The sequence below is a fragment of the Pedobacter sp. 05T44 genome, assembly GCF_056395985.1.
The window spans coordinates 171,662-195,713 of the sequence record NZ_JBFTKO010000009.1 but is presented as its reverse complement, the minus strand read 5'-3'; the positions used below and the strand labels follow the sequence as shown (position 1 = coordinate 195,713).

The window sequence follows — 24,052 nt, the reverse complement described above, 5'->3', positions numbered from 1 at the left end:
TCACTCTTTTAGTGCCCATGGGTACCAAACCACTGCTTAATTTTACTCTTAATGTGACTTATGGTCTCAAACAATATGGCCAGCACACCAATAATCAACGTGAATTGCTCGAAGCTGTTCATAGCCTTTTTTATTTTAGACGATCAAAAGATGGTTTTGTTACAAGCCAGTATTGTTTCTGAATAATTTGATAGCAATAGCAAGAAGGATAATTCCAAAAGCTTTTCTTAAAACATTTAAGCCGGATTTGCCAAAAAGCTTCTCTAAACGCTCTGTATTCTTTAATACAAAATAAACGAATAGCATATTGATGATGATTCCAATAATGATGTTTTGAGTTGCATATTCAGTTTTTAACGAAAGTAAAGTGGTCATGGTTCCAGCACCTGCTATTAATGGAAATGCAAGAGGCACAATTGATACCGTTTCAGGCGCATCACCTTCTTTAAATATGGTTAGACCAAGTACCATTTCCATGGCAATAAAGAAGATCACAAATGAGCCCGCAATGGCAAATGATTCAACATCCAGTCCGATAACCTTTAACAAGGTCTCGCCGGCAAACAAAAAGATAACCATAAGTACGGTTGCAACTATAGCTGCCTTTTCAGATTGAATATGTCCGGCTTTCTTTCTAAGCTCAATTACTACAGGTATAGCTCCCAGAATATCAATGATAGCGAATAGTACCATTGAAGTAGATAGAATTTGTCGAAAATTGAATTCCATAGCAGTTAATTTATGCTACAAAGGTAAATTAATTAGCAATAAAAAAGCCACTCAAACTGAGCGGCTTTTTTATTGCTAATTATGCTTGATTACTTTGCCTGAACCCGATTAGATGTTGAAGCCCGGTATAAGTATAAAATGATATGCGCAACAGCAAACACTAAGGAGAAGTAGTATAAGCCTGTGTCTTTGCCGTCAGTAATATTGTGGTGAATTAACGCCACTATGATCAACAAAATAGCAAGGCCAAAACCTACATAAGACACAGTTTTAGTGCTTTTTGCTAATGTAGCTTGTAAGTTATCAGATAATAAACTGTTTTTCATACCATAGAACAGGTACACGTTAATACCAATAATCATCCATACCAATAAACGAACCCATGTATCAAGAGGCAGGAACACCATCATACCTAAGCAAACCGCTACACCCAATATTGGAATAAGCGGTACCAAAGGCACTTTAAATGCACGAGGCAAATCAGGCATTCTATTTCTTAAGATAACTATTCCGATGCAAACAAGAATAAATGCCAAAAGAGTACCTATGCTTGTCATTTCGCCCACTACAGTGGCCGGAACAAATGCTGCGAATAAGCTTACAAAAAACATAAATAATAAGTTGCTTTTTGCAGGTGTACTATATTTAGGGTGAACTTTCGAGAACACCTTTGGTAATAAACCATCTTTACTCATCGAGAAGAATACCCTCGATTGGCCCAATAGCATCACCAGGATAACTGAAGCATAACCACCCAGAATGGCAAGAATAATCAACTTATTTAACCACGGATAAGATGGAACAACAACACCTGCTGCATTTTTTACACCCATATTGTCAATTGCAACAGCAACAGGAGCAATACCATCCTGACCTTTAAACATGTCAAAATTAGCTACCCCGGTCATTACGTGTGCAAAAAGAATATATAGAATTGTACAAATAAACAAAGAAACAAGGATACCGATGGGCATATCTTTCTTAGGATTTTTTGCCTCCTGGGCAGCTGTAGAAACGGCATCAAAACCTATATAGGCAAAGAAAACAATTCCGGCCGCTCGTATTACGCCCCCCCATCCGTGTGTAAACATACTTTCGTGACCTGGTTTGTCAGCAGGAATAAAATAAGGTGAATAGTTGTCGGCGTTAATATATTTCCATCCTAAAAGGATAAAAATGAATACAATTACAACCTTAATAGCTACAATGAGCCCATTAATAAATGCAGATTCGCTGGTGCCTCTGATCAAAACAAAGGACATTAAGACGATAATAAATACAGCAGGTAAGTTAAACATACCAGAAACTACGGTGCCATCTAAAAGGGTTGCCGTTTCAAAAGGCGACATGGTTACCTGCGCGGGTAGATGGACATCGTAATACGCCAGAAACTTGACCAGATACCTACTCCAGCTAATGGATACCGTTGCGGCACCTAAAGCATATTCCAATACCAAATCCCAGCCAATTATCCAGGCTATAAATTCACCCATTGTAGCATATGAATAAGTATAAGCACTACCTGCTACCGGGATCATTGAAGCAAATTCGGCATAACATAAGCCTGCAAAAGCGCAACCCAAAGCTGCAATAACAAATGAGATGGTAATGGCTGGTCCTGCGTTATTGGCGGCAGCAGATCCGGTTATGGAAAACAGTCCGGCTCCAATAATTGCACCAATACCCAAAGCCACCAAATTGACGGGGCCAAGGGTCCGTTTCAGGGTTCCTTCACCACTTTCAGCAGCTTCTTGTGTAAGTAAGTCAATTGACTTTCTAAAATTCATAGTTTAAAGTTTAGTTAAAGTGTATCTATAACTCGTCTAGTTTATATTATAAGTGCCAAACCTAAATAAAATATATCTAAAAATAAAAGGGATTCTTTTACGAAATCCCTTTTATTTTTATCCTAATGAAGTTTAAGGTTGAGCTTTAATGTTGTCAATCGATCTTCTTGACTGTTTCCCCTCCACTTTTAGTGTGTTGTTCACTTTGTTTTGAGCGAATTGAGTATTTTTAGGTCTTTCCTCAAGTAAATATTTTACGTTTTTAGCTATTTCTTGTGTTAATGCCGACATTTTAGCGGAAACCTGAATCGAATTCGTGATTTCTTTTTTTGAGGCGGTATTCTCGCCTGGACTAACAGCTATATATGGGGCAATAACCAAAGAGACAATCGACATTAGTTTAATAAGGATGTTCATTGACGGTCCGGAAGTATCTTTAAAAGGATCGCCAACCGTATCACCTGTAACAGATGCTTTATGAGGCTCAGATTTTTTGTAATGCATCTCGCCATTGATCTCAACACCCTTTTCAAATGATTTTTTAGCGTTGTCCCATGCACCACCCGCGTTACTCTGGAAAATTCCCATAAGTACTCCGGATACGGTAACACCTGCTAATAGACCACCTAATATTTCAGCAGAACTTACCGATGGGAAAACACCTTTGAAACCAAAACCCACTATAATTGGAACTAAAAGTGCAATAGCACCTGGCAACATCATTTCGCGAATCGAGGCCTTAGTCGAAATGGCAACACATTTTTCGTATTCCGGCTTTGCTTTATATTCCATAATTCCTGGAATTTCGCGGAACTGGCGACGAACTTCCTGTACCATATCCATTGCTGCTTTGCCAACCGCTGCAATACATAATGCAGAAAATATAAAAGGAATCATCGCACCTACAAATAGCCCGGCCAAAACAGGAGCTTTATAGATGTCGATAGCAGATATACCCGCTACACCAACAAATGCCGCAAATAAAGCAAGTGAGGTTAATGCTGCCGAAGCAATTGCAAATCCTTTACCGGTAGCTGCAGTTGTGTTCCCAACGGCGTCCAGATTGTCAGTACGTTCACGTACTTCAGGAGGTAATTGACTCATTTCAGCAATACCACCAGCATTATCAGCAATAGGGCCGAATGCATCAATTGCCAACTGCATTGCTGTAGTAGCCATCATACCTGCAGCGGCAATTGCTACACCGTATAATCCTGCAAAAGCATAAGAGAAAATGATGCCTCCTGCTAAAACCAGGATAGGAGCAACAGTAGATTTCATACCTACCGATAACCCCCCAATAATGTTTGTAGCATGACCTGTGCCAGATTGCTGGATAATTGAATTAACAGGGCCTTTCCCCATTGCCGTATAATATTCAGTTATAATACTCATTAAGGTACCTACAACCAATCCTACTATGATCGCAAAAAATACGTCAATACTGGTAAAATCAACGCCGCGCAAATGCAGGTTTGAAGGCAGCATCCACATCACAATGAAATAAGATGCAATGGCAGTAATTACAATTGATCCCCAGTTGCCCAGGTTTAACGCTGTTTGTACATTAGAATCTTCACCTTTGATGCGCACAAACCAGGTGCCTATTATCGAAAACAAGATACCCAATCCGCAGATCACCATAGGTAATAGTATCGGAGACATACCTCCAAAATTATCTGTCGCAACAATTTCCTGTCCTAATACCATTGTAGCAAGAATAGTTGCCACATAAGAACCAAATAAATCCGCTCCCATACCGGCCACATCACCAACATTGTCGCCAACGTTATCTGCAATGGTTGCCGGGTTACGCACATCATCTTCAGGAATTCCAGCTTCAACTTTACCAACTAAGTCGGCGCCTACATCGGCAGCTTTGGTGTAAATACCACCGCCCACACGCGCAAAAAGCGCAATAGATTCGGCTCCTAATGAAAATCCGGTTAGTACCTCTATCGCTGTTTTCATTTCTGCGCTGTTTGGTTGAACAACATTAAAAACGTTTAGGAAAACAATAAATAAACCGCCTAAACCTAAAATAGCTAAACCTGCTACACCCAATCCCATTACCGTACCGCCGGTAAAAGAAACCTTTAGCGCTTGTTTTAAACTTGTTCTTGCAGCCTGAGTAGTACGAACATTCGCTTTTGTTGCTGCTTTCATTCCAATGTATCCTGCGGTAGCAGAAAACACAGCTCCAATAATAAAGGCAATAGATATGATCCAGCTGGAGTGTAATTGTACGCCGTTAACTTCATGTACCGTTCCTGAATAGGCAAGTAATGCAGCCGTAAACACAACAAAAATGCTAAGTACTTTCCATTCAGCTTTTAAAAAGGCCATTGCACCATCAGCAATATAGCCGGCCAGTTCCTGCATGTTTTTATCCCCTGCATCCTGTTTGTTTACCCATGCACTTTTAATAGCCATCACAATGATGCCAATTAAACCCAATGCGGGAATAAAATAGATTAAATTGTTCTGTAAAAACTCCATACTTTGATCTCTTGTTTAGTTTATTTTTGGTTGTTAGTTGTCGACTTTAGCTGCCTCCAAAAAAGGCCAAAGCCAATTGTTTGTAGCTGGCAGACTGCCCTTTTTCGCCATTACCTTAAAGCACTTAAGTCATTTAATTGGCAAGACCGGGCTTTACAAAAATAAGCGTGTTTCTGAAATTACCAAATTTTTAATGAATTGATTACTAACCTTTTTTATGAACCGGGAATTTATGCCATTGGTTGCTTTTAATCGGGTTTATTAGTCAGAAAGACGAAGTCCTCACATAATTCGCACATTCTACATACATTCTTCACAAAAAAGTACCTGTTTGTGGGTTTGGTGTGAACGAGGTGTGAAGAATGTACGAACGTTCTGTATTTTTAATATATTAGCAGGGCAGTTGATACATAACTTATAAAGCTCTTGTATTGGATTTATGCTAAAACCAACCAAACAAACCATATGGATAAAGAAAATCAAGACGGTTCTTTTAAAAGAGAACTAGGACTGTTAGATGGTACCATGCTCGTAGTCGGCTCAATGATTGGGTCGGGGATATTCATTGTAAGTGCTGATATAGCCCGACAAGTCGGTTCTGCCGGTTGGCTTATTCTCATTTGGGTGGTTACCGCAATAATTACCATTATTGCCGCAGTTAGTTACGGTGAGTTGAGCGCAATGTTCCCAAAAGCAGGAGGACAATACGTTTATTTAAAAGAGGCTTATAATAAACTGATTGCATTTTTATATGGCTGGAGTCTGTTTGCCGTAATACAAACAGGGACTATTGCGGCCGTAGGGGTCGCGTTTTCTAAGTTTGCCGCCTACCTTTATGAACCTTTTAGTGAAAATAATATCCTATGGCAAATTCAAACAGGAGTTAGCGACAAAGGTATTCCGGAGCATTACGCAATCAGCGCGGCTCAGTTGGTTTCTATTGTCACCATCGTTTTTCTGACCTTTGTAAATAGCCGTGGTGTTAAGGATAGTAAAATTCTGCAAACTGTTTTAACGATTATAAAAATCCTATCACTTTTTGGTTTAATCATTTTCGGATTTACCCTTGCAGCGAAAGCTGAGGTCTGGGATGCAAACTGGGCCAATGCCTGGGAAACACGTTCTTTTAGTTTAGAAACAATGACCTGGGCGCCTATTAGTGGAAGCTTATTACTATCGGGAATTTCGGCAGCAATGGTTGGTTCATTGTTTTCAAGTGATGCATGGGCAGGGGTTACCTTCATTGCCGGAGAGATTAAAAATCCTCAGCGCAATGTTGGTCTAAGCTTGTTCCTGGGAACGCTAATTGTAAGCATAATTTATATTCTTGCTAATCTGATGTATGTTGCAGTATTGCCTCTCGACCAGATTACCACTGCAAAATCTGATAGGGTAGCAGTAGTTGCGGCACAGTATATTTTTGGACAAGCGGGTACCATAATTATTGCTGTAATGATTATGATCTCTACGTTTGCCTGTAATAATGGTTTGATTATGGCGGGGGCCAGGGTATACTACACAATGGCAAAGGATGGGTTGTTCTTTAAAAAGGCGGCCACTTTAAATAAAGCAGATGTACCGGGCTGGGCTTTATGGGTACAAGGAGCATGGGCTTCTGCGTTGTGTTTAACGGGTAGATATGGTGCTCTTCTGGATTTTGTAGTGATTATTGTTTTGATATTCTATATCCTTACTATCTATGGGATATTCATTTTAAGAAGAAAAATGCCTGATGCAGAGCGTCCATACCGGGCTTTTGGTTATCCGGTTCTGCCAATGTTATACATCATAGTAGCATCAGCACTTAGTGTTGCACTTTTAATCTACAAGACAGACACTTGCGGATGGGGTGTGTTAATTATGCTGATAGGGATACCAGTTTATTATCTGACTAAAAAAGTTGAAGCAACCGAGTAATAAAAAGGTAATCGTCATCTCCTTTGATTAACCAAAGGAGATGACGAGGCAAACGATAGCGTTACCGAGCGTATTAAACTACTGGTTTCCTAAACGTGTGGTGAAGTCAGAAATAACATTTTGGTATTTTCTCAATACCCGATCCCAATCATGAAACTGTTCATCGGCTTTTACGCTTGTTAAAGGAGCACCAGAAAATTCACTTACAAGTTTAACCTTATAAGTAAGCGGTTCGCTTTTAGATAGCTTAATAATTAAACGCGTTCTGATAGTGTTTTGCTGGAAACTTTGAATGCTCCATGAAGTTCTTAAATAAGATGTTTCTTTGTCGGCAACTTCAATTGCATCAAAGTAATCAGTCACAATTTGATTTGCGCGTTTCCACACCTCTGCCACATCTTGTTTTTTATTGATTTCAATAGAGAAATCGATGTTGGCCTGGTCCGTTTTTATTGAAGCTTCCTCGGCATCATCCTTCTTCATGTCAAAAAACTGCTTCTTTGGTGGCTCGGCCATTCCCTTCTTATTGCAGAAAGTTTGCTCATACCTTAAGAACCCGGCTTTCTGAACTTTTACATTTACGCAAGAGTTTTTTGGGACTTTGATCTTTGCATTACCTGTACCTAAAATTTGTCCGTCTACAACAATTTTTGCATCAGCTTCTGAAGCTGAGATTTGGACGGTTTGAGCTTTAATTGCAAAAGGTGCAATTAAAAACAGTGAGGCTGTTAATAAAGATTTTAATTTCATAATAAAGTTAATTTGTGAAGATTATCCGCCACAAATTAAACCCTATAAAACCCTTAAAAAAATACCCATTAATGGGTATTTTTTTAAGGGTTTACTGTTTCTTATATTGTTTGGTCAACTGCAATTTTTGGTGGTAAAAGTTTATACATCACCGGTGTTACTAGTCTTGATAATAATGTCGAGCTAATTAAACCACCAATAAGCACCAAAGCAAGTGGAGAATACAATTCACTATATTCAATTACAAGTGGTAGCAATCCGCCAATGGCTGTTAACGAGGTCAAAAGTATGGGTACAAATCTAATTTCCCCGGCTTCAATAATCGCTTCCTCAATGCTTTTTCCCTGCGCCCTTAATTGATTTGTAAAATCTACAACCAACAGAGAGTTTTTCACTTCTATACCTACTAATGCAATAAAACCTATTGTGGCTGTAAAGGAAAGCGTTTCACCTGCAAAGAACAGCATGATCAATCCTCCAACTATTCCAAGTGGAATAACCGACAATACAATCAGTATACTTTTAAAGGTTTTGAACTCAAGTATCAACACCCCCAGAAAACCAAAAACAGTAACAATAAGGATAAGACCAAGATTACCAAAGCTTTCTTCTTTACTCTCTTTCTCGCCTGCAACTTTAAAAGAGAAGCCTTCAGGGAATTTAAATTTGTTCAGTTTTTCAGTGATCTCCTCATCCAGGCGCTGCACGTTATAGCCTGGTTTTACAAATGCAGAAATGGTTACATATCTGTCTTTATCATAATGTCTGATCTGGTTTGGCGAACTCTCGAAACCACTAGATGCCACGTTTTTCAGAGGGATATTTACCCCAGAGGAAGACGGAACATATAGCCTGTCGAACATACTGATATCCTGAATATCGTTATTTCTTGGAATAGAAACATTCACATTATAATTGTCTGCTTTTCCCGAGTCTTCCCTGTACGTTGCTACATTCAGTCCGGCAGATCCCAATCGAACTGTACGGTCAATATCCGCAGAAGCAACACCCAGCAAAGCCGCCTTTTCTTTATTTATTGTAACCTTAAGGTCTGTAGGTTTTACCAGTAAAGGATTGTTTACGTAAATAGTGCCATCTACTTTACTGATCAGCGAGGCAATATCGAATGCTGTTTTGCGCAGGCCGTTAAGATCATCGGCATAAATGCGGTAGGCAAGGGGGGCATCAACTGGTGGTCCCTGTTCAAAATCTTTAACCTTAATGTTTGCACCAGGGTAACCATTCAGCTCTTTTCTTACCCTTTCAATTACCGCAACTTTTTCGCGGGTTTCCAGTCCCTCTACCTGGACAAAGATCTGTGCATAATTTTCGCTTTCATTATGTGGGATCACATTGTAATAGATTCTTGGATTTCCTTTACCAACATTACTGGAAAATGAACTTATTTCAGGTACTTTTTTCAATACAGATTCCACATACCTTGTTACTTTATTTGTGGTATTTATATTGGTTCCCTCCGGGGTTTCTATATCCACCAGAAACATAGGTTTCTCAGATTTTGGAAACAGGCTGCTTCCTATAACCGGAACTAATCCAAGTGAGGCAATAAAGATCCCTCCGATAATGATAAGTGTAACTAATGGTCTCTTCAGCGCTTTGTTAAGTACCGCTCCATAAGTTGTATGAATTCCTTTTTTCATTGCCCTGAGCAGAAAATTTCCCTCCTCACTCATGTGCGGTTTCAAAATGATGCTTGCTAAAAAAGGGACTACTGTTAGCGATACCAACATAGAAGCAAAAATTGTAGTGATTACAGAAAGCGGTAAACTTCTAATAAAATCCCCGGCTCCTTCGGGTAAGAAAACGATTGGTAAAAAGGCAAATATAAGCAGTATGGTACAGCCAACAACGGCAATGCCGATTTGAGAAGTAGCCTTTATAGAAGCCTCTATTCTGCTGTAGCCCATACGCAGATACCGTTCAATATTTTCAACCACTACAATACTATCATCAACCAGAATACCCAGCGCTACAATCATACCTACAATGCTTAGCTGATTGATGTTATAACCCAATGCATTCATCAGGGTAAGCCCGATGGCAAGAGATAACGGGATCGAGATCATCACAACAACCGATGCCCTTGTACCCAGAGGCAGTAAGGTAACCAACACCAATAAAATTGCGATACCAAAATCTCTGGTAAAATGCGAAAGCCTTACATCTACGCTTTTAGCCTGATCAAAAACCTTTACAAGGTCAATACCCGGTGGTAAATCCTTTTTAAATGCTGCTAATAAGGGGACAACTTTTTCCTGCACAGATATAATGTTCTCTCCATCTTTTAAGCTGGCATTTATAAAACTGCTTCTGTAGCCGTTCAAGCGGGTAATATGTGTTTCATCTTCATAGCCTAATGAAACATCGGCTATGTCTTTCAGGTAAACTACTTTTCCCTGGGCACTAAAGATTACCGTATTCTTAACCTCATCTATGCTCGAAAAATTACCGCTGGTTTTAATATTAAGCTTTCTGTTTCCCATACTGATGTTACCACCTGGAATGTTAACATTCTCACTTTGTAATGCAGCAATAACATTATTCTGGGTAAGTTTTTCCTGAGCTATTTTTTGAATGTTAAGCCTTACATTTACCTGATGTTCAGGAACGCCGGCGTAGGTAACTCTTTTTAATGCCTGTATTTTTTCGAGTCGTTCCTTTAGCTCTTTTGAATATTTTTTAAGCGTGGCATTGGAGGTGTTTTCACTCACTAAAGCAAACTGATACACACTAACATCCGATGGAATCTGTTTGTTGATCCGTATATCTGCTATATCAGAAGGTAGCTCACTTCTTAAGCTGTTAATTTCTCTCACCACCTCCTGATACTTATCATCGGGGTTAGAGCTATATTTATATATTATTTGCATAACTGCAAGACCATCGCTTATATCTGTGGTTATGTGTTTTATATCGTCAAGTTCGTGGATCTTTTTTTCCATTGGGTCAACAACCAGTTGCTCCATATCCTTAGGATTAGTTCCCGGATATACTACAACTACCGTAAATTGCGGAGGATGGGTTTCAGGATCTTCACTTCTTGGCATGGTGAACAAGGAATATATTCCCAGAGCTAGCACCGCCACGAAAACAATCAGTGTGAACTGATAATTTTTTACTGCAAATTCAGGTAATTTCATTTTGAAATAATTTAGGCTATCTGATTATTTTAATTGAAGAACCATTAGTAAGATAGGCTGATCCTTCTCTTATTATCTGATCAGTGGCTAATAAACCAGAGGAGATAAATGCCTTGTCGCCTTTTAAGTAGGCAACCTTCACCGCTTTCTTTACAGCTCTGTTGTTCACAGAAGTAAATACGTAAGCACTGTCGTTTTTGCCTTCCACTAAAGCATCTACCGGAACAGACAAAAGGTCTGTTTTGCCAAAAGGATAGATCTTTACTTTGGCAAAGAGTCCTGAGATCAATTTGGCATCGGTAGGATTGAGCCTTATTTCGGCCTGATATAAACCGGAACTTTCATCACTGCCCTGGGCAAGGGACTTTACTACTCCTGTTAATGTTTGAGGAAAGACATCAAAGTTTAACTCAACTTTCTCCTTTCCGTTAATTCTTGATCTGTCTTTATCGGTAATACCACATTTAACTATCCAATCTTTATTTGAAACGCCACCTATGTAAAGTATGGGGGTTCCTCCGGCTACCTGTTCTCCTTCATTTGCGAGTTTTTTAAGAACAACGCCAGTTGTATTTGCCCTTATGGTCGATTGAACAGCGTTGAACCGCGCTATGTCCAAACTTTTTTTGGCAATTGCCAAAGCCGTTTGCGTATTTTCCAATTGCTCCCTGGTACTAACACTGTCCTTAAATAAATTGGCAGTCCTTTGGGCATCCCGCTTTGCTTTATTAAATCCCTCTTCGGCCTGGTTAAGCTGAGCATTTACCTCTGTCATGTTTAGCGAGGCAAGTACTTGCCCATTGCTTACATGATCACCTTCCTTAACAAGGATGCGGTTTATGATTCCACTGGTTTTAAAAGAAAGATTACTCTGTTGTTCTGACGATAGTAAACCAGAAGTTTCCACCGGTTCATTTTCATTAAGGGCATTTGAGGAAATTACCTTTACCGGAATTGAGTTATCGGTTTTTTGTGCCGGTTTTGGTTCACTGCAACCAATTACGGCAATGCCAAGAAATATGAAGATCGGGAGTGTATTTATATGTTTCATTTTGTTTTAAATTAAAGGTGATTAAAGAATATAGCTTGCTTTTGCTCTTTCCAGTTCGGTTGTTCTGGTTAGCATATTCAGATAGGCAATACTTTGTTTTAGCTGATCATTTATCAGTCTTGTCTGTGCATCCAATAACTCCAGGTAAAGCGCCTGACCCTCTTTATAAAGACGTTGCTCGTCTTTATAATATTGAAGAGATAACGACGACTGGCTAACTGAGGCTTTAAAAGCCTGTAGCGCTGCGTTCAGTTTGTTTTGAGCTGTAATAACCTCAAGTTCCAGTTGCTGCGAGGCCTGTTCTGTTTGTGTTTCGGTGGACTTTAAATCTAAAAGCGCCTGCTGAGTTTTGTTTTTATTTCTGTTGCCATTAAATATTTGCCATGATAGTGTTACTCCGAAAAGATAATAGGGCGCATCTTTGTTTACTTTTAAAAAATCACCCTGAGCACCTACATCAACAAATGTGGATAGCTTTGGAAGTACTGCTACCCTGGTTAATTTTACAGAGAGGGTATTTATTTGATTTAAAGATTCCAGCGCGGTAAGTTCTTCTCTTTTTCCGGAATGAGAAGATGAATCTGATCCAACAATCGTATTCTCGTTTTCACTAATTTCAATGGTACTGTTGAGCGGCTTATTGAGTAGAAAATTGAAATACGCGGCAGCGTTCAGAGACTCAGTTCTGGCATTTTCAAGTTGAGTTTCAAGCCCTGTAAGCTCATTTTCTGAACGGGCCACCACTGTTCTTATCGCTTTTCCATTTTTAACCATTGATTGATTTATCCGCAGGTTTTCTTTTGCCAATGCAATCCCGTTTTCAAAAATTTTTATGGCCTGCAGCGATTGTTCGTATCCATAATACGCAAGTTTAACCTGCTTTATCAGCTCGCGTTTATACAGCCTTAGTTCTATCTGCTGCATAGTGATCTGTTCTTTTTTGATGCGGCTGTTGTAAATAATTTCCGCATTATACAGAGGCAAGGTGGTATGTACTTTGGCATCGTAATAATTGTTCGGATTGAAAGTCTGACTCACATTATCTACCTGAGGGAATTTACCCGAACCTGTTAAGCTGTTTAAGGTGCTGTACACAGGATTTAGGAGGTCGCCAATTGGGATTTCAATTTTGCGTCCACCTCCTGATGTCAGGTAGGAGGTGTTTAGTTCTACATCTGGAAGGAATAGTCCCTTTGCTTCTTTTAGGGCGTAAAGACTTCGCTGTAAAGCGAAATCTTGTTTTTGTATCCCAAGATTATTTTTGAGGGCCTCGTCTATATAACCCTGAAGAGGACTTTGAGAGAAGACACTAAAGGGAAGCCAGCACCCCAGGATTAATAGTATTAACGATTTTAAGGCTGTTTTTCTATTCATGACGTATCGTTGTTTATAAAATGAACACTGTTTATTAGAATTGATATTTTTTGATTTGTTACATTGTTTTTGAAAAATAATAATCGTTGGTTATTTACTAAACACTGTTTATGTTAAGGTAAATTTTTTTTACACTTTAAGTGTTTTTAGAAAATAGTCTAATGATTGGGCTAAAAGATTAGGATTTTGTTCACCTTCAATATTTACCGACTGCAGCCGCTCTCTTATAAATAAGGAAATAAGGCCATGAACATAGGACCATATAGACATTGAAACGATAATGGGGTCACCATCAACAATAAGCTTTTTATCCAGGCATTCTGTAACCGTATTAAGCAGGTATTGGAAGCTATTCTCTCCGGCTTCCCACTTGCTATGGCATTTAATTTCACTTAAAGGGGCCCTCATGATGAACATAAGATCATAATAGTCCGGATTTGTCAGCGCAAAATTCAGGTATATTTTTCCTAGCTCAGCCAGCCTTTCAAATGGATCAGTTATCTGGTTATGGTTTATAAATTCTTTGTTTAACAGATCGAATCCCTGTTCGTGGATTACGTAAAAGATTTCATCTTTCTCTTTGAAATAAAGATAGATTGTTGCCGGACTGTATTCTATATCGTCGGCAATGTTGCGGATAGAAGTTTTTTCATAACCCTGTTCCAAAAAGAGTTTGGTAGCCGATTCAATAATCAACTTTCTCCTGTCCAGCTTATCTCTTTCTTTTCTATCTTTTATTGACATACTAAAATGCTAACTGATGCAAATATAATAAACACTGTTCAGTAAATGCAAAAAAAGAGAAAATATTATGGTATGTCTTAAAATAGGAACAGGGATGAGCAATAAAGCTATCCCTGTTTTAAGATGGTTGATCCACCACAGATCAACCTAAACCAAACAAACCACTACTATAACGTATGATATTGTCAAAAAGTTTCTTTATTTGAAAATAAATTTTAAATAATTACTTCTCAGGACGTTACCTGATGGTTTTAGCAGACAAAAAATCTATTTCTAGTAAAATATGAAGGTTTTTTAATTCCGTAACATTTGTGTAACATTAATTTATTTTTAGTAAATTAGTATCGTAAGCCAAACCATGACCACATATTCTATGCTTTCTGATCAAGACCTCAGGGCCAAATTAGTCTCTGGGGATGAGTACGCCTTTGCGGAATTCTATGAGAGGTACAGTGCCGGAATTTTAGGTTTTGTTAAAAAGTTTGTTCACTCTGCTGATCTTTCAGAAGATCTTACACAAGAAATATTTATAAAGATCTGGCAATGCAGATCAAAATTAGCAGATATCCAATCGCTAAAGGCCTATTTACATATCGTTGCCAGGAATCATACCTTAAATAGCCTTAAAAAAGCCTTCCGTTCTGAAGTTGCTATGTCAGAGATAGTCAATAGTTTTGTTGAAGAAAGGAACTCCACTGAAGACGAGCTTTTGAATAAAGAATATTACGACTACCTTCAAAAAGCATTAGCGGTATTATCTCCCCGAAGCAGAGAAGTTTTTAAACTATGCAGAGAGCAGGGCAAAAGTTACGAGGAGGTAGCAACGGCATTGGGTATTTCCCGAAATGCCGTAAAGAATCATATGGTAGCTTCTATGAAAATTCTCAGGACTTCTGTTGAAAGGGACCTGGGTATCTCTTTAGGAGTACTTTTGGTTATCCTGTTAAAATAAGTTCAAAAAAATAATTTTTCCAGCTACCCTCGGCGCTTCAAATATTGTCTTAGTATTTGAAAGGCCCTCACTATGGAAGATAAAGAATTTTACAGAATACTTGTTAGTCGATATATTAATAAACAACTCTCTGATGATGAGTTGGAATTGTTTGTACAGTTAACCAAAGATGGGAAACTGGATGAACATCTTTTGGGAGCGATGGATGAGGAAGGTGGAATTTCTGAGGCTGACGAGGACCACCACAAGCAAATTAAAATAAAGCCGTTGTGGCTCAAACTAACTGCTGCGGTTGTTGTATTGGTTACGTTATCTATAGGCTTATATTCTTATGTTAATCACAATCTTAATAATGCTAATCTGCGCGCTGTTTACACAAAACAAGATGCGGAACCCGGTGGAAATAAGGCTATACTTACTTTAGCTGATGGTACTGAAATTTCGCTAACAGATGCAGGTAACGGCCAGATTGCTAAACAAGCTGGAGTAGCAATAACAAAAAATGCCAGTGGGCAATTGGTATATACTGTTATAGAATCCAGGAAAAAAGAGATGGCATATAATACCATCAGTACACCCAGGGGCGGTCAATATCAAGTGAATTTGCCTGATGGTACAAGAGTTTGGCTAAATGCTGCCTCCTCCGTAAAATTTCCAACAAGTTTTGCTAATGCGACCTATCGAAGGGTAGAACTAACCGGAGAAGCTTATTTCGAAGTATTTAAGAATAAGAAGCTTCCTTTTATTGTGATAACAGATAAACAGGAAGTTGAAGTTTTTGGAACCCATTTTAATATTAATTCTTATGATGATGAAACAAGCATCAAAACAACCTTGCTTGAGGGTTCAGTAAAAGTATCATTACTGAACGGGAGGAATAAAAAAGTTTCACGTTTCCTGAGACCCGGAGAGCAGGCCAATGTTGAACATCAGGATATGAGCCTGAAAATCAGTAAAGCCAATATTGATCAGGTAATGGCATGGCAAAAGGGGTATTTTCATTTCGAGGGTGATGACCTGCAATCTGTGTTGCGTCAGCTATCGCGATGGTATGATGTAGATGTATTATATGAGATAAACCATACTGATGATGAGTTTATGGGCGATATCCCGCGCAACGTAAAATTATCAGAAGTGCTTAAGATATTAGAATTTGGAGGTGTCCACTTTAAAATTGAAGGAAAAAAACTAATTGTAACTAAATAAACAACTTAAAACCAGTATTGTATGGAAAAATAAATACCTAACCCGTATAACTGAGAAGAAAATACCGGACCCTGGTTGCAACAGGATCCGGATAGATCCACTTCTTAAGTTAGAAATGGAACAAAGTTCCGGTCGATCTCAAAAAATACCTTGTTAAATAATTAATGAATTAACCAAACATTCAAAAGTATGAATTTAAATCAATGTAGGAAAGCATCTGTTTTCAGGTGGTTATTCTCATCCAGGAATTTATTGGCAATGAAACTAATTGTACTATTAATCTTCATAGGTTGCCTTCAAGTCTCCGCAACGGGATTTTCGCAAAGTATTACACTTTCCGAAAGAAACACTACGCTAAATAATGTGTTCGAAAGTATAAAAGAGCAAAGTGGCTATACCTTCTTTTATAACAATAAACTCATAAAACAGGAAGGCCGAATCAGCATCGAGCTGAAGAATGTAAGTGTGGAAACAGCGCTGGACCAGATATTTAAAAACAGGCCGTTTTCATATAAAATCATAAACAAAACCATTGTAATTAAGAGAAATTCCATTTCAACAGCATCGGTTATTGTTACTGCCGAGGCGCAAATAAACATTAAGGGGAAAATTTCAGATACAGAAGGCAATCCGCTATCAGGAGCAACTGTTATGATTAAAGGAACTTCAAAAGGAACTTCTGCAAATATCTCCGGTGAATTTTCGATAGATGCGAAAGAAGGAGATGTATTGGTGGTAAAATATCTGGGCTATCAACCCAAAGAGGTATTGGTAAAGGCAGGTGTTACCAGTATAAATATTGTACTTGAAGCCGAATTACAGGGCCTTTCTGAAGTGATTGTAACGGCCCTTGGGGTTAAAAGACAGGAAAAGGCTTTAGGTTATGCTGTGCAAAGAGTTGGGGGAAAAGAACTGCAAACTGTAAAAGGAGTGGACTTGGGTACTTCCTTAACCGGTCGGGTTTCAGGTTTGGTAATTAAGAATTCTACGGAATTTAATGCAAGACCTACAGTAGAGTTGAGAGGTGAAGATGCATTGTTAATTATTGATGGGGTCCCTTATGCAAACATGACTTTACGTGATGTGCCTACCGATGACATCGAAAGTATGGATGTGTTAAAGGGATCGACTGCTTCTGCTTTATATGGCTCACGTGCTAAAGGTGGTGTTTTGATGATCACTACTAAAAAAGGAGCAGCAGCCAAGGGGTTCTCAATTGATGTAAATAGTAATACTATGTTTCAATTGGGTTATCTGGCAATTCCGAAAGTACAAAGTTCATACGGTCGTGGTCAAAATGGTGAAATTGATAACGATTATGTTTGGGGTCCAAAACTGGATGCAGGAAATACAGCCAGAGATTGGAACCCGGAAACCAAACAATTTGAAGATGGACGCCCCTTAGTATCGGTAGGAAAGGATAACCTGAAGAATTTTATGAATACCGGTATTATAGCCAGTAATAACATTTCTTTGGCACAGAGTAATGAGAATGGAAGTTTCAGGATTGGGGTAAACCATATTTTCCAGAAAGGCCAGTTTCCAAATCAGAAACTTAATCTCCTGAACCTTACTTCTGGTGGTGAGATCATAGTTAATGATCATTTTAGGGTAGAGGGACGTTTTGGTGTTAGTCGTGGTTCTACGCCTCAAATGTGGGGTAGCGGATATGGAAATCAGGGGTATTTATACCAGCTTATCATGTGGACGGGTACAGAGTACGATATCCGTGATTATAAAGACTACTGGGTAGTTCCTAACAAAACACAGAACTGGATGTATACCAATTGGTATGATAACCCATACTTAATTGCTTACGAAAAGCTTAACGGTGAGGTCAAAAATAAAGTAAATGCAAATGTCACTGCCAATTATAAGTTCAACAATGATTTTAACCTGATGCTGCGTTCAGGTTATGATAACTATAATAATACAAATACCAAACAAAACCCTACAGCTAATATTTTCTCTACACGTGGCGGATGGAATGCAAGAGGAATGTATGAAACAAGTGATTCAAGAGGTTTCTCTACCAATAACGATTTGATCCTTACTTTTAATAAGAAAGTTAGCAAATGGGCATTTGAGGGGTTAGCCGGTGGTACACTTTATTATTTTAAAGATGATGGCTTTACCGCTACCACTAAAAATGGATTAATTTCTCCTAGGTATTTTTCTCTGAAAGGTTCAGTTGAGCCGGTAACAATTACCCCTGGAAGAAATTGGTCTCAGCAAATTAACAGTCTTTACGGCCGGGCATCTGTAAGCTGGAACGATGCAGTGTTCTTTGATGCTACGGGCAGGAACGACTGGAATTCAGCTCAGCCAGAATCATCGCGATCTTTCTTTTATCCATCTTTGGGCTCAAGTGTGGTAGTATCTGAGCTGGTAAAAATGCCGACTGTGATTGATATGTTTAAACTACGTGGATCATGGACACTCTTTAAAAACGCATTTGATCCTTTTGCAATTAATAAAACTTTCTCCACTACTACCTCAGCATGGAATACACTTAATTCTGCCAGTTATCCATCAAAGCTGATCGGAGAGCATTTACTGCCAAGTACACAGCGCACCTGGGAAGTTGGTGCAGCAGGCTACTTACTGGGTAAACGACTACATTTCGATGTTGCATATTATGATAAGTACTATTACAACAGACAGGTAAATACTGATATTCCAGGGTCATCTGGTTTTGCTACCATATTGGTAAACACTGCAGAAACATATGCCAGAAGAGGTCTTGAAATTTCTGTTGACGGTTCTGTGGTAAAAAATGAAGACTTTGAGTGGAAAACTACCGTTAACTGGTCTAATCAGCACCGCTATTATGTTAACCTTGATCCTGTTTTGTCAGCTGATAATCCATGGGTTAAAAAAGGTCAAAGGTTAGATACTTATCTCAGCTCATATTGGTTGAGGGATCCAAGTGGAAACGTAATTTTTAACAACGGCTTTCCTGTTGAAAGCGATTATGATAAAAAATATGGTTATGGAGATCCCGATTTTAGCATTGGTTTTATTAATAATTTCCGCTACAAAAACTGGAATCTGGGTGTAAATATAGACGGACGTATTGGAGGGTTAATGTACAACTACCTATACGATAAAATGTGGGATACCGGTACTAACCCAGAAACCGATAACCAGTATCGCTATGACCAGGTAGTAAACGGTTTGAATAACTATGTAGGTAAAGGTGTTAAAGTAGTGTCTGGAGAAGTGCAGTTTGACAAATATGGAAACATTACCAGCGATACCAGACAATACGCAGCAAACGACGTACAAGTAGGTTATCAGGATTTTGCACAATCTTTTAGAGGGGGTGATATGGGTATTCAAAAAGAAACCTTCATCAAACTTCGTGAAGTTTCACTCGGGTATAATTTCCCTGCAAAGCTGGCTAATAAAATCGGTGCCCGGAGCGCATCATTTTCAGTTACAGGTCAGAATTTACTGCTGTTAACCGACTTTAAATTTTCAGATCCGGATATAGATACTGAAAACCTGAACTCTCCTTCATCACGAATGATTGGTTTCAATCTTAAAGTAGGATTCTAGTAAGGCAGCTTTTACGTTTATAAATAACTTAAATCAAGATGAAAAGAATTATAAAATATATGTTGATTTTGCCTTTACTGGCAACGCTAACAAACGGTTGTAAAAAGTTTGAAGACATCAATACCAATCCAAATGAAACAACCCAGGTAAATTCGGCCATGCTGGCAACAGGTATGATTCTGAACGTAACCCGTGGCGACATCAGCTCTACAAAAGGATTTATGCAGCCCTTTTTATTGGGCAAATACCTAACCTGGGGAGAGGGTCAAGAAGGCTTTCAATACAACAGACTCGGACGTACCGATTTTGATCGCATTACATTATTGCGGAATATTCCATCAATGGAAAACTATGCTACAAGCGATGCACTTAAAAAATCATATCAGGGATTAGGACATTTTATCCGTGCATGGCAATTCTTTATGGCTACAATGCAGGTAGGAGATATCCCCTATGCAGAAGCCGTAAAAGGAGAAACTAATGTGCTGCAGCCTAAATATGATACTCAAAAAGCAGTTTTTATGGGAATTCTGAATGAGCTTGATCAGGCAAACCAGTTGTTTGCAACAGGTGCAAACTTTGAAGGTGACCCTATCTATGCCGGTAACGTCGACAAGTGGAGAAGGCTTACCAATAGTTTTGAGCTGCATGTGCTAATTAATCTTTATAAAAAAACAGCAGATGCAGATCTTAAGGTTATTGACCGTTTCAAAGATATTGTTGCAAACCGTCCGCTGATGCGCGATTACAGAGATAATTTTGCACTTGCTTATAACAATACTGCTGGTCAGAATTACCCATGGTCTGATGTGCCGGCTGGTTCTGGTAACTCATTTGTGAAATCGAACTATACCATGCTCACAAACACTTTGCTAGCGCCTTTAAAAGCTACCGACGACAGGAGGTTGTTTTACTATGCTAAGCCTTCGCCGGTTAAAATTACTGCAGGGGTGTCGCAGTCTGATTATAACGCTTATCCGGGTGTAGAACCTTCTGATGCCTTTTCAGCCTTGCAAACAAGAAGAGTAGGTAAAGATTATGCCGACCTTAATAATCGTTATGTGCAACTGGTAAATGCTGAGCCGGTTAGTGTATTTAGTTGCTGGGATATGCAATTTGCGCTTGCAGAGGCTGCTGTACGCGGATGGATTACAGGAACAACAGCACAGGTTTATTACGCTGATGGTATTACAAATTCTATGAACGCAGTTGCAATAAATACACCTGATCTGGCCGATTATCACCACAACATGAAAATGGACGCAGCTTATATACTTGCCTTCCCGGCTAAGCCAGGAGTTGCCCTTGCAGGGTCAACTGAGGAGCAGATTAAGCAGATCATCACGCAAAAATATCTGGCCAATTTCTTACAGGGAGGTAAATATCAATCCTGGTTCGAAAACCGGAGAACCGGATATCCTGTATTTACTTTAAACAGTACAACAAATTTAAATACACCATCTACAAACTTTCCGTTACGCTGGTTATATCCATCTAATGAGTTGAGTTATAATTCAGACAACCTTGATGCAGCTGTTCAATCTCAATACGGAGGTAATGATAATACAAATCAGCAAATGTGGTTGTTAAAGTAGTAATTATCTTATATTTATAATCATGTAACCGAAATCATCAAATGACAGAAAACAAAGGTTTAAAAAAAACACTCACCCCGTTTATGCTCTGGGGGCTTGGAGTAGGGTATGTCATTTCGGGTATGTATTTTGGATGGAACCTGGGTCTCGAAAAAGGCGGCACAGGGGGGATGGCTATAGCCACTATAGTGATCATGGTAATGTATGTAACCTTTACATTCAGCTATGCGGAACTTGCCTGCGCTATCCCCAAGGCGGGTGGGGTATTTGACTATGCAAACAAAGCGATGGGCAAAAATATCGGCTTTATAGCCGGTATTGCCCAGATTGTAGAGTTTATACTTGCTCCGCCAGCCATTGCATTTGCAATTGGTGCATATTTCAATGCATTTTTTCCGCAAGTGCCCATACTAACCAGTGCCATAGCCATTTACTTCGTGTTTACCGGGCTCAATGTATATGGTGTAAAAGCTGCGGCCTCTTTTGAGGTGATCATTACTGTTCTTGCCGTAGGAGAATTGCTTTTGTTTTCAGGTATCGCTTTGCCAAAGTTCGAGGTAGCAAACCTTACCCACAATGCAATGCCCAATGGATGGGGAGGCGTTTTTGCAGCCATTCCATTTGCCATCTGGTTCTTTTTGGGAATCGAGGGAATCGCTAATGTGGCCGAAGAAACCAAGAACCCGCAAAAAGACATCAGCAAAGGATTTGGCTGGGCCATCTTTACACTGGCTATACTGTGCGTATTAATCTTTATTGCAGCTACCGGCATCGCCGGATGGGAAGCAATAGTTTATAAAAATGGAATAAGCGGAGAAACATCAGATTCTCCGCTTCCTTTGGCCCTTGCAAAAATAACAGGCAGTAATCACCTCATGTACCACCTGCTAATTACTGTTGGTTTATTCGGACTGGTAGCTTCTTTTCATGGACTTATACTTGCTGCCGGAAGATCAACCTATGAAATGGGCAGGGTACATAACATCCCCTCATTTCTCGGCAAAATATCTCCAAGATTCCATACCCCGGCAAATGCGCTTATAGGAAACATGGTAATCGGTATTCTGGCATTGCTTTCCGGTAAAACATCAGAGATCATCATTGTCTCTGTTTTTGGAGCACTTACATTATATATCATTTCCATGATTTCCATTGTTATCCTGAGGAAGCGGGAACCTGATCTGCCAAGACCTTTTCGGGCTCCATTTTATCCGGCATTTCCGGTTATCTCGCTCGTCATTGCAACTGTATCTATTATTGCAATGTTCATTTTCAATTTTAAACTCGGACTTATTTATTTCTCCATATTGATAGTAACCTTTTTGCTGTACAGAATCTTTAAACCATCTCATGCATGACAACACAAGAAATATTAGCATATGTAAAGCAGCATCCGTCAGGAAAAGTAAAACTCGCCGTTGCCGATATTGATGGCGTTTTAAGAGGCAAGTATATCTCTGCCGAAAAGTTCACTTCTTTAGCAGAAGGAAGATTAGGATTTTGTGATGTTACTTTTGGGTGGGATATGGGTGATGTAGCTTACGATAATGTGAAATTTACAGGCTGGCATACCGGCTATCCCGATGCACTGGTAAAGCTTGACCTAAGTACATTCCGTAAAATACCCTGGGAAAATGATATTCCTTTTTTCCTGGGCGACTTCGTAGATGATGATGAAATACCAGGATATACCTGTCCGCGGCAGTTACTGCGTAAGGTGTTGGCAGATACTGAACAAAGTGGCTTTTCACCCTATTTTTCACAAGAATTCGAATGGTTCAATTTTGCAGAAACACCAGAAACAGCACACCAAAAAGGCTATCAAAACCTTACACCCTTAACTCCTGGAATGTTTGGTTACTCCATTTTACGGAGTACCTTAAAAAATGAATACATGACAGATCTTTTTGATCTGCTTTGCAAATTCGGAATACCTATAGAGGGCTTACATACAGAAACCGGGCCAGGGGTTTACGAAGCAGCCATTAAATATGCGCCTGTTTTGCAGGCGGCAGATCAGGCGGTATTGTTTAAAACTGCGGTCAAGGAAATTGCCTATAAGCACGGGGTTATGGCTACCTTTATGGCAAAGATTACTGAACATCTTCCTGGTTGCAGCGGACATGTTCATCAGAGTTTGTGGGATAAGGATTCGAAACATAACCTGTTTTACGACGAAAAGGATCCGCACAAAATGAGTGAACTGATGAAAAGCTATATAGCTGGGCAATTGCATTGTTTGCCGCAAATATTGCCAATGATTGCTCCGACCATTAACAGTTATAAACGATTGGTTGAAGGGGCCTGGGCCCCAACTACCCTAACCTGGGGTATCGACAACAGAACGGTTGCCTTAAGGGCATTGCCTTGCAACGCAAAAGCAACGCGTCTGGAAACAAGGGTAGTAGGTTCCGATACTAATCCATATCTGGCTTTGGCTGCCTGCCTTGCTGCGGGTTTATATGGAGTTAAAAACAAAATGAAACTGGAAAAGGAGGCTACCGAAGGAAATGGTTACCGGGATCTTTCAAACGGAGTATTGCCGGCCAACCTTTATGAAGCTACCCAAAAAATGAAACAATCAACAGTAGCAAAAGAGCTGTTTGGCGATCAGTTTGTTGAGCATTTTACGTTAACAAGAGAGTGGGAATGGAAGCAGTACGCCAAAGTAGTAACAGATTGGGAGCTTAAACGCTACTTTGAAATTATTTAACCTCAGGTATAAT

Annotated in this window: 15 protein-coding genes; 7 read left to right on the top strand and 8 right to left on the bottom strand. The window is 39.3% G+C overall.

The window, feature by feature from the left end; all coding sequences use genetic code 11:
* Positions 1–159: 159 nt before the first annotated feature.
* The 3 genes from AC1DDK_RS15630 to AC1DDK_RS15620 all read right to left on the bottom strand — a co-directional run bounded on the left by AC1DDK_RS15630 (position 160) and on the right by AC1DDK_RS15620 (position 5,015).
* Complete coding sequence (locus AC1DDK_RS15630) at positions 160–729, bottom strand: MarC family protein (RefSeq protein ID WP_048907221.1); 570 nt, start codon at positions 727–729, stop codon at positions 160–162.
* Between the two features lie 89 nt (positions 730–818).
* Positions 819–2,516, bottom strand: a complete 1,698-nt coding sequence (locus AC1DDK_RS15625; protein WP_172661176.1) for an amino acid permease — start codon at positions 2,514–2,516, stop codon at positions 819–821.
* 132 nt (positions 2,517–2,648) lie between these two features.
* Entirely contained in the window at positions 2,649–5,015 is a 2,367-nt protein-coding gene (locus AC1DDK_RS15620) for a sodium-translocating pyrophosphatase (protein WP_337717362.1), read from the bottom strand.
* Between the two features lie 465 nt (positions 5,016–5,480).
* Between AC1DDK_RS15620 and AC1DDK_RS15615 the strand changes: the two genes are divergently transcribed.
* Positions 5,481–6,932: an APC family permease gene (locus AC1DDK_RS15615; RefSeq protein WP_172661174.1), complete on the top strand. Its 1,452-nt coding sequence runs from the start codon at positions 5,481–5,483 to the stop codon at positions 6,930–6,932.
* 78 nt (positions 6,933–7,010) lie between these two features.
* Here AC1DDK_RS15615 and AC1DDK_RS15610 read toward each other — a convergent pair whose 3' ends face one another.
* From AC1DDK_RS15610 to AC1DDK_RS15590, 5 genes are all read right to left on the bottom strand, one after another.
* Positions 7,011–7,682 carry a hypothetical protein gene (locus tag AC1DDK_RS15610; protein WP_048907218.1) on the bottom strand — a complete coding sequence of 224 codons (672 nt, stop codon included), beginning with the start codon at positions 7,680–7,682 and terminating at the stop codon, positions 7,011–7,013.
* Positions 7,683–7,783: 101 nt separating this feature from the next.
* On the bottom strand, positions 7,784–10,843 hold the full coding sequence (locus tag AC1DDK_RS15605; protein ID WP_477612073.1) for an efflux RND transporter permease subunit: 3,060 nt from the start codon (positions 10,841–10,843) through the stop codon (positions 7,784–7,786).
* A 16-nt stretch (positions 10,844–10,859) separates the two neighbouring features.
* On the bottom strand, positions 10,860–11,894 hold the full coding sequence (locus AC1DDK_RS15600; protein ID WP_216854390.1) for an efflux RND transporter periplasmic adaptor subunit: 1,035 nt from the start codon (positions 11,892–11,894) through the stop codon (positions 10,860–10,862).
* A 21-nt stretch (positions 11,895–11,915) separates the two neighbouring features.
* Positions 11,916–13,268: a TolC family protein gene (locus AC1DDK_RS15595; RefSeq protein WP_172661171.1), complete on the bottom strand. Its 1,353-nt coding sequence runs from the start codon at positions 13,266–13,268 to the stop codon at positions 11,916–11,918.
* A gap of 129 nt (positions 13,269–13,397) precedes the next feature.
* Positions 13,398–14,012 carry a TetR/AcrR family transcriptional regulator gene (locus tag AC1DDK_RS15590; RefSeq protein WP_288883574.1) on the bottom strand — a complete coding sequence of 205 codons (615 nt, stop codon included), beginning with the start codon at positions 14,010–14,012 and terminating at the stop codon, positions 13,398–13,400.
* Between the two features lie 358 nt (positions 14,013–14,370).
* On the opposite strand from AC1DDK_RS15590, the gene AC1DDK_RS15585 reads away from it, so the two are divergent.
* The 6 genes from AC1DDK_RS15585 to AC1DDK_RS15560 all read left to right on the top strand — a co-directional run bounded on the left by AC1DDK_RS15585 (position 14,371) and on the right by AC1DDK_RS15560 (position 24,039).
* A complete protein-coding gene (locus AC1DDK_RS15585) occupies positions 14,371–14,964 on the top strand; it encodes an RNA polymerase sigma factor (RefSeq protein ID WP_172661169.1) in 594 nt (197 codons plus the stop codon).
* Between the two features lie 72 nt (positions 14,965–15,036).
* Positions 15,037–16,170: a FecR family protein gene (locus tag AC1DDK_RS15580; RefSeq protein WP_288883571.1), complete on the top strand. Its 1,134-nt coding sequence runs from the start codon at positions 15,037–15,039 to the stop codon at positions 16,168–16,170.
* A gap of 189 nt (positions 16,171–16,359) precedes the next feature.
* Positions 16,360–19,731, top strand: a complete 3,372-nt coding sequence (locus AC1DDK_RS15575) for a SusC/RagA family TonB-linked outer membrane protein (protein WP_288883570.1) — start codon at positions 16,360–16,362, stop codon at positions 19,729–19,731.
* A gap of 38 nt (positions 19,732–19,769) precedes the next feature.
* Positions 19,770–21,326: a SusD/RagB family nutrient-binding outer membrane lipoprotein gene (locus AC1DDK_RS15570; RefSeq protein WP_337717364.1), complete on the top strand. Its 1,557-nt coding sequence runs from the start codon at positions 19,770–19,772 to the stop codon at positions 21,324–21,326.
* A 41-nt stretch (positions 21,327–21,367) separates the two neighbouring features.
* Positions 21,368–22,684 carry an ethanolamine permease gene (eat, locus tag AC1DDK_RS15565; protein ID WP_172661165.1) on the top strand — a complete coding sequence of 439 codons (1,317 nt, stop codon included), beginning with the start codon at positions 21,368–21,370 and terminating at the stop codon, positions 22,682–22,684.
* A complete protein-coding gene (locus AC1DDK_RS15560) occupies positions 22,681–24,039 on the top strand; it encodes a glutamine synthetase family protein (RefSeq protein WP_337717366.1) in 1,359 nt (452 codons plus the stop codon). The genes eat and AC1DDK_RS15560 overlap by 4 nt, the downstream gene beginning before the upstream one ends.
* Positions 24,040–24,052 lie beyond the last annotated feature (13 nt).

Coding starts and splice junctions, on each gene's coding strand:
- AC1DDK_RS15590 (WP_288883574.1), bottom strand. CDS start 14,012: ATGTCAATAAAAGATAGAAAAGAAAGAGATAAGCTGGACAGGAGAAAG.
- AC1DDK_RS15580 (WP_288883571.1), top strand. CDS start 15,037: ATGGAAGATAAAGAATTTTACAGAATACTTGTTAGTCGATATATTAAT.
- AC1DDK_RS15625 (WP_172661176.1), bottom strand. CDS start 2,516: ATGAATTTTAGAAAGTCAATTGACTTACTTACACAAGAAGCTGCTGAA.
- eat (WP_172661165.1), top strand. CDS start 21,368: ATGACAGAAAACAAAGGTTTAAAAAAAACACTCACCCCGTTTATGCTC.
- AC1DDK_RS15610 (WP_048907218.1), bottom strand. CDS start 7,682: ATGAAATTAAAATCTTTATTAACAGCCTCACTGTTTTTAATTGCACCT.
- AC1DDK_RS15620 (WP_337717362.1), bottom strand. CDS start 5,015: ATGGAGTTTTTACAGAACAATTTAATCTATTTTATTCCCGCATTGGGT.
- AC1DDK_RS15615 (WP_172661174.1), top strand. CDS start 5,481: ATGGATAAAGAAAATCAAGACGGTTCTTTTAAAAGAGAACTAGGACTG.
- AC1DDK_RS15575 (WP_288883570.1), top strand. CDS start 16,360: ATGAATTTAAATCAATGTAGGAAAGCATCTGTTTTCAGGTGGTTATTC.
- AC1DDK_RS15570 (WP_337717364.1), top strand. CDS start 19,770: ATGAAAAGAATTATAAAATATATGTTGATTTTGCCTTTACTGGCAACG.
- AC1DDK_RS15605 (WP_477612073.1), bottom strand. CDS start 10,843: ATGAAATTACCTGAATTTGCAGTAAAAAATTATCAGTTCACACTGATT.
- AC1DDK_RS15595 (WP_172661171.1), bottom strand. CDS start 13,268: ATGAATAGAAAAACAGCCTTAAAATCGTTAATACTATTAATCCTGGGG.
- AC1DDK_RS15630 (WP_048907221.1), bottom strand. CDS start 729: ATGGAATTCAATTTTCGACAAATTCTATCTACTTCAATGGTACTATTC.
- AC1DDK_RS15560 (WP_337717366.1), top strand. CDS start 22,681: ATGACAACACAAGAAATATTAGCATATGTAAAGCAGCATCCGTCAGGA.
- AC1DDK_RS15585 (WP_172661169.1), top strand. CDS start 14,371: ATGACCACATATTCTATGCTTTCTGATCAAGACCTCAGGGCCAAATTA.
- AC1DDK_RS15600 (WP_216854390.1), bottom strand. CDS start 11,894: ATGAAACATATAAATACACTCCCGATCTTCATATTTCTTGGCATTGCC.